Annotated in this window: 6 protein-coding genes; 4 read left to right on the top strand and 2 right to left on the bottom strand. The window is 40.3% G+C overall.

Annotation, left to right across the window (positions count from 1 at the left end; translation table 11 throughout):
* Nucleotides 1-86: 86 nt before the first annotated feature.
* Both FJR05_RS23815 and FJR05_RS23810 read right to left on the bottom strand, forming a co-directional pair.
* Nucleotides 87-2,258 (bottom strand): AAA family ATPase, encoded by a 2,172-nt coding sequence (locus FJR05_RS23815; protein ID WP_168646402.1) that lies wholly within the window; start codon nt 2,256-2,258, stop codon nt 87-89.
* A 468-nt stretch (nt 2,259-2,726) separates the two neighbouring features.
* Nucleotides 2,727-3,002 (bottom strand): hypothetical protein, encoded by a 276-nt coding sequence (locus tag FJR05_RS23810; protein ID WP_168646401.1) that lies wholly within the window; start codon nt 3,000-3,002, stop codon nt 2,727-2,729.
* Between the two features lie 339 nt (nt 3,003-3,341).
* Between FJR05_RS23810 and FJR05_RS23805 the strand changes: the two genes are divergently transcribed.
* The 4 genes from FJR05_RS23805 to FJR05_RS23790 all read left to right on the top strand — a co-directional run bounded on the left by FJR05_RS23805 (nt 3,342) and on the right by FJR05_RS23790 (nt 5,099).
* Nucleotides 3,342-3,779, top strand: coding sequence for a hypothetical protein (locus FJR05_RS23805; protein ID WP_168646400.1), 438 nt, complete (start codon nt 3,342-3,344; stop codon nt 3,777-3,779).
* Between the two features lie 2 nt (nt 3,780-3,781).
* Nucleotides 3,782-3,964 (top strand): hypothetical protein, encoded by a 183-nt coding sequence (locus tag FJR05_RS23800; protein ID WP_168646399.1) that lies wholly within the window; start codon nt 3,782-3,784, stop codon nt 3,962-3,964.
* A 10-nt stretch (nt 3,965-3,974) separates the two neighbouring features.
* A complete protein-coding gene (locus FJR05_RS23795; protein WP_168646398.1) occupies nt 3,975-4,661 on the top strand; it encodes a hypothetical protein in 687 nt (228 codons plus the stop codon).
* 156 nt (nt 4,662-4,817) lie between these two features.
* Nucleotides 4,818-5,099 (top strand): hypothetical protein, encoded by a 282-nt coding sequence (locus FJR05_RS23790; protein ID WP_168646397.1) that lies wholly within the window; start codon nt 4,818-4,820, stop codon nt 5,097-5,099.
* The last annotated feature ends 50 nt before the right edge of the window (nt 5,100-5,149 follow it).

The following is a 5,149-nucleotide window of genomic DNA, read 5'->3' as shown; positions in this document are numbered from 1 at the left end:
CGCACTACGCGCAAAATGGGACATGATGTAAAGTTTTGTAAACTTAATTTTCAAAACTCTTGATTTACCGTTGTTTCAGCCTCCATCTAAAGACGGATCACGGCAGCCAACGGGAATTTCACGGGAATCCAGTCAACCATTAACCAGCCGCCTCCTACTTCCCTCACCGTGTCGCCTTGATCATTAGCTTGTGGATGTGGGACTAAGACCTTATCACCTACTTTGATCGGCTCTTGAATTTCGGCGCTTAGAACATTATCAGCTATATTTACGACTTCCGTACAATCTGGAAGGACACCCTCTCCCCCCCCAATTTCTGAAAGCTGCTGACTATCTACTGTAACCGCTGTGGGATAAGGGTTTCCATTAGTCGACAGGTTAATTTTTTCTGGTAGCTGCTGACCATTGCTAACTATCTGCTGACTATTCTGCTGACTATTATCAAAGCTATATGTAGTAAGGGTTTGAGGATAATAGTTAGCAGATTGGACTATGGGTATAGGAGAGGGGGAGTCCCCCCCTGTATTTTGGGGTTGCTGACTAACTGGAAGTGAGTATAAATTAATGCGTTTGTCATTGTTAGCGGGTTTGCAGCTGATTAACCGCTTGTTAACCATCCTATTAAGTTCCGAGTAAATAGACTTGTTTCCATCCTCTCCTAATAGGTTCATTATTTCTTTGCCAGATAGCCCGTCACAGTGGGAGTTTTTTTCTAAGACATTTAGTATCCGTTCGCGGTAACTTAGTTCGGCTGCATCATCTTCTATTCCCAGGCGCTCCCAGGAATTATCCTCTGGATTGAATTCAATCTTTAGGGATTGACCTTCCGCGTCGCGGGCGAAAATTGACAGAACTCTTACAGGGTCCTTAGGATCAATGATCATTTTTTTCTTGTTGTCCGGGTCCGGTCGCAAAATATGATCTATCTGCCATGTTCCCCATACCGCCCCGGCGATCGCGCTACTGCCGCGTAGTTTATGTACGCCCGTAGCTTCATTATTTTTATTGCTATGGTGGATTAAAATTCCTGAGCAGCTATATTTTGCGAATAATTCTTTCAATGTGTAAATATTGTCGGCAAATTCAGCAGAATTTTCACTGATTTGCGACCCGTGAGTAATTCGCTTCAAACTGTCAATTATTACCACGTCAGGACGGCAATCTTCAATTTTTTGTTCTAAATCATGCAGTCGATCAATCGTCCACTGGGGTAAAATCTCGATACTATCACCACGCCGAAACCCGCGCTTGATTAACTTAGACTTTGTGGAATTAAGACTTTCATCACAACTCACCAAAAGCACTTTACCAGCAACTACATTCTCCCCTAAAAAACGGCTTTCACCTGTAGCGATCGCGAAAGCTGCATCCACAGCAAGTAAAGACTTACCAGCTTTCGGGCTACCTGCTAAGATGATAGTTTCACCACGCGGTAACATCTCAGGAATTACCCAACTTAATCCTTCGCTCTCCAAATCAAATAAATCATCAAGAGTGTAAGATTTTAATTCCGATTGGTTGGTGCTACGGTTGATATGTTTTAAAAGTTCCTCGACCTCAGATTTACTTAATCTAAAGTACGAACAGATTTCAGAGCGCTTCCTGAGTTTTTTGATTGGGTCCGATTCTTGCGATAGTGCGAGTAAATCAAGTTTGAGTTTTTGATCTAAATCGCCATTAACCGGATCAACTGTTAATCCTCGGTTTTCTAACTCCTGCCGAAATTCTGCTGCTAAACTAGACATCCTCTTATTCCAATCAAACGACGGTTGTCCACATCGTACCCTGAGAGTGTCCAGTTCAGTTTCTAGGTCAAGCCCCGATAAGCGCTCGTAGGCTATTTTGGCGAGAATAATTGCTTCTTTGATGGATATTTTTTGCTGATCCTGAATCGCACACCAATCAGCAAAGGTGAGCGAATAATCAAGGCATTGTATCCAGAATTCCTTAGCCGTTACAGCCTCGCCAATGAAATTTTCTATTGCCTGGTTCAGCTGTATCCTATATATATAGCAGTTCTCAGGATTTTGGTAAGCCAGGGCTTTTATCTGCCATTCTTGCGTATTGCAATCGTATATGAAGTAGTTTCTACCTGTAGATAGTTCCTGCTGATTATATAAACGTATATCTGCAATACAGGACAAAGTTGTCAGGGCGTGGATAGCCGCATCCCCGTTAATCCAGATAGCCGGAGTAGAAAATTGACTATTGATATACTGTTGAGAATCTGAATTTACAGCGCTATGATTGAATGACATAGGATCTCCTTCCTTTGTTTGTAACTTAAGTTTTCCCTCTACCGTTGTTAATGGAAGTTGAGTAGATGGGAGTAAATAAATTGCCTTAACCCGATGTTCCGACCATCGGGTTTTGGCGTTATTGGGGGTAACTAAATAGGTGATCGCTGGATTCTTACCAGCCCTTTATTAATTATCGAGTATTTCAGCGAAAAGCGGTATAAATAAAGCATTTGTAATGCTTATGCTGCTAAATACTGCAAAAGATCGAATAAATGCGATAAAAGCAGATAAAAGCATAAAAAATGATATGCAATTCAGCATCGTAAAAAATAGGTATTTTGGCTGTATCTCTTGCATGGCAGGGCTTTTGAATGATAAGTAATACTTATTGCCTCTTTTAAGATAGTTTTGGCGTGACTTTTGGCGTGAGTTAGGCGTTAAAGTTACGCCGGGTTTCGGCGCGACGTGAGAGCGATCGCACTTTAGTTAGTCATCTGCTACGTCGTCATTGTCAGTAGAACCATTAAGGATGCTTGCGGTTAATTCCTCTACAGTTACACCTTTTTTAGTAGCTAAATATTGGAGGCGTTCTTTGATTTTGGGTTCACGCTCCTGTAACTTTGCTCCTAAAAGTGATCCTGCCTGTGCGCTAGGAGTTCTACCAGCTATAAAAGCATCAATAGTTAATAAATCTTGGTAGTATTCCCCAAGCTGTATCATTATCCGTTTAAATTTTGCCATAAAGTGCTGATTATCTTTCATTATCCTTTGCTAAATAGTAACGTTATCGTAGTCTTAAAACCAATATACACTAATTATTAAATATCTTTTTACTAAATATCAACTAATTAGTTAAATCATGCTATATTAAGGGTATGCAAGCAAGTTATGTAACAGCCGCGCATCCTTGTAAGTCTTGTGAGCAAAGGGTAACGGCTAAAATAACCAGCTTGTCAAGACAACACGATATTGCATATTTTCCCTAGTGCATCCTACTTGCACTCAATAAATGCAAGATGCGACTACCTCATACGCGGTATGCGGCTATTTTGCACTGGATATATGCAAAAACTTGATATTGCATAATTACAGCTATGGACTATGGAACAAACACGAATTATCTATGAAACTTTGGCAGGTAAACGGGTTTCTGACTCCCATTGGAGTAAGACTAAAAAACTAATGTTAACTTGCGAATTACCACTAGATAAAGATGGGTTTAGTGTGTTGATCAGCTTGCGAAAAGTGTCACCAAGATATTTTTCAAAGTATGTAGAGATTAAGGATCAACTAACAAGACTAGGACGGGAATTATTACCTGCTATTGGTTTAGGAATCACTGGTAAACAGTTTCTAGACCTTATTGAAAGATTAGAAATACACCCCAATCAAGGAACAGTAAGCAGGTGGTTTCGTTCGGTCGGTGGTTTCAAATCTAAGGGCAGTTATTCAAAGCAGGTAATACTCCCAGTTGTTGCTACTGCATTGATCTATAAGTCGAAGTCGCAATCCAACCAACTAACCAAAATAGGAGCGTAAATATGACCAAAAAACAAGCCTATAAGAAGGCTTTTGAGTCTCAGAATATCCCCTCGGATTTGGCTGATCAATGTGCAGATATTCTCGTCAATGACGACACACGCCCCCGCACTCAACAGGAACAGGAAACAATTGATAAAGCTTATGAAATAGCATTCGGCGTACATCCAAGAAATATTAAATAGGAGAAAACTCATGTTGACAACAATAGCCAAAAGAGTACAAACCAGATTATCAAAGCAGGGTGTAAAGGTTTCTTTATCTGACATTAGACCTGTAGTCAATCAATCCATTAAAGACATAGAGAACCCGACTGATCAAGAAATTGCATCTGTAGTTAACTATTTCTTGTCTACTGCTAACCAGTTGACCGTAGTTGACGATGTAGACACTGTAGACACTATCAATACAGCACCTATACAGGAATACAGCGACTTATACATTGAGGAAGATATAGATAGCAGCGAAGCTATCGCACCACCAACCGAAAACGCCCCCGCGCCCCTAGCAACTACCAATAAATCAGAATTAATCACCTCCGCCGCGCATCAAATGGGGATAGTTCTCAATGCTAGTGAGATATCCCTAATTGCCGAAAATATTAGCAATTCCTCAGATGATTTTGATCAAGATATTGATTCAATCAAAGCAGCAATTATGGCATTTATTCAGCATAAATCTATGTTGAGTCAGTCAAAAATTAACCAGATGATTCACGAAGTTAGGGAAATTGTTTCAGAGAAAAATACAGAAAATTCTCAACTACTCTCTGAAGGACTAAAACAGATTAATAGCGATATCCAGGAGGCAAATAGAGCCTTCAAAAGCAACGTCGAACAATGCCTTACAGCCTTTGATATCCCCGCGCTCAAGGCATCGTAGGCGATTTAAAATTAAGGTTAATCCTCAATATTTTTTAATAGGATTAATCTTAATTTTCGGGTTAGTTGCTGTTGATAAAGTTAGATTCAGTAGCAGCATCCATAAACCAGATCACCGCTACTTCGTTGATCCTAACAATTATTTGGACATACCAAAATGAAACAACTAAAACCAGCTAAAAACATGAGAATTAAAAACCACGTCACCCCGAAGGGTAAAGCGTTAAATAGTCAATTGTCCGCGAAGTTCGGTATTACCTTAGCTGACTTTGAAAAGGCTTGTATGGGTGATTTAACCAGCATCCAAAGGATAGGAGAATTAAACAAGCAAGCCACCTTTATGACGGAGTATGCACCTAAGCTGAAGGACGCATATTTAACAATCATTGAAGGTACAGAAACCTATAATCTGGCGCTTGCTGACATTCTCAAAGCGTAGTTTTTCACTCTCCCCCCACTTTCGAGAGTTTATAGGGTAGGTAGAAGTAG

It is taken from the genome of Dolichospermum sp. UHCC 0259 (assembly GCF_009711935.1).
Taxonomy (GTDB): domain Bacteria; phylum Cyanobacteriota; class Cyanobacteriia; order Cyanobacteriales; family Nostocaceae; genus Dolichospermum.
This window is presented reverse-complemented; position numbering and strand designations above follow the sequence as displayed.

Excerpts from the sequence above, each read along its gene's own strand:
- FJR05_RS23810 (WP_168646401.1), bottom strand. The coding sequence starts at position 3,002 with ATGAAAGATAATCAGCACTTTATGGCAAAATTTAAACGGATAATGATA.
- FJR05_RS23815 (WP_168646402.1), bottom strand. The coding sequence starts at position 2,258 with ATGTCATTCAATCATAGCGCTGTAAATTCAGATTCTCAACAGTATATC.
- FJR05_RS23805 (WP_168646400.1), top strand. The coding sequence starts at position 3,342 with ATGGAACAAACACGAATTATCTATGAAACTTTGGCAGGTAAACGGGTT.
- FJR05_RS23795 (WP_168646398.1), top strand. The coding sequence starts at position 3,975 with ATGTTGACAACAATAGCCAAAAGAGTACAAACCAGATTATCAAAGCAG.
- FJR05_RS23800 (WP_168646399.1), top strand. The coding sequence starts at position 3,782 with ATGACCAAAAAACAAGCCTATAAGAAGGCTTTTGAGTCTCAGAATATC.
- FJR05_RS23790 (WP_168646397.1), top strand. The coding sequence starts at position 4,818 with ATGAAACAACTAAAACCAGCTAAAAACATGAGAATTAAAAACCACGTC.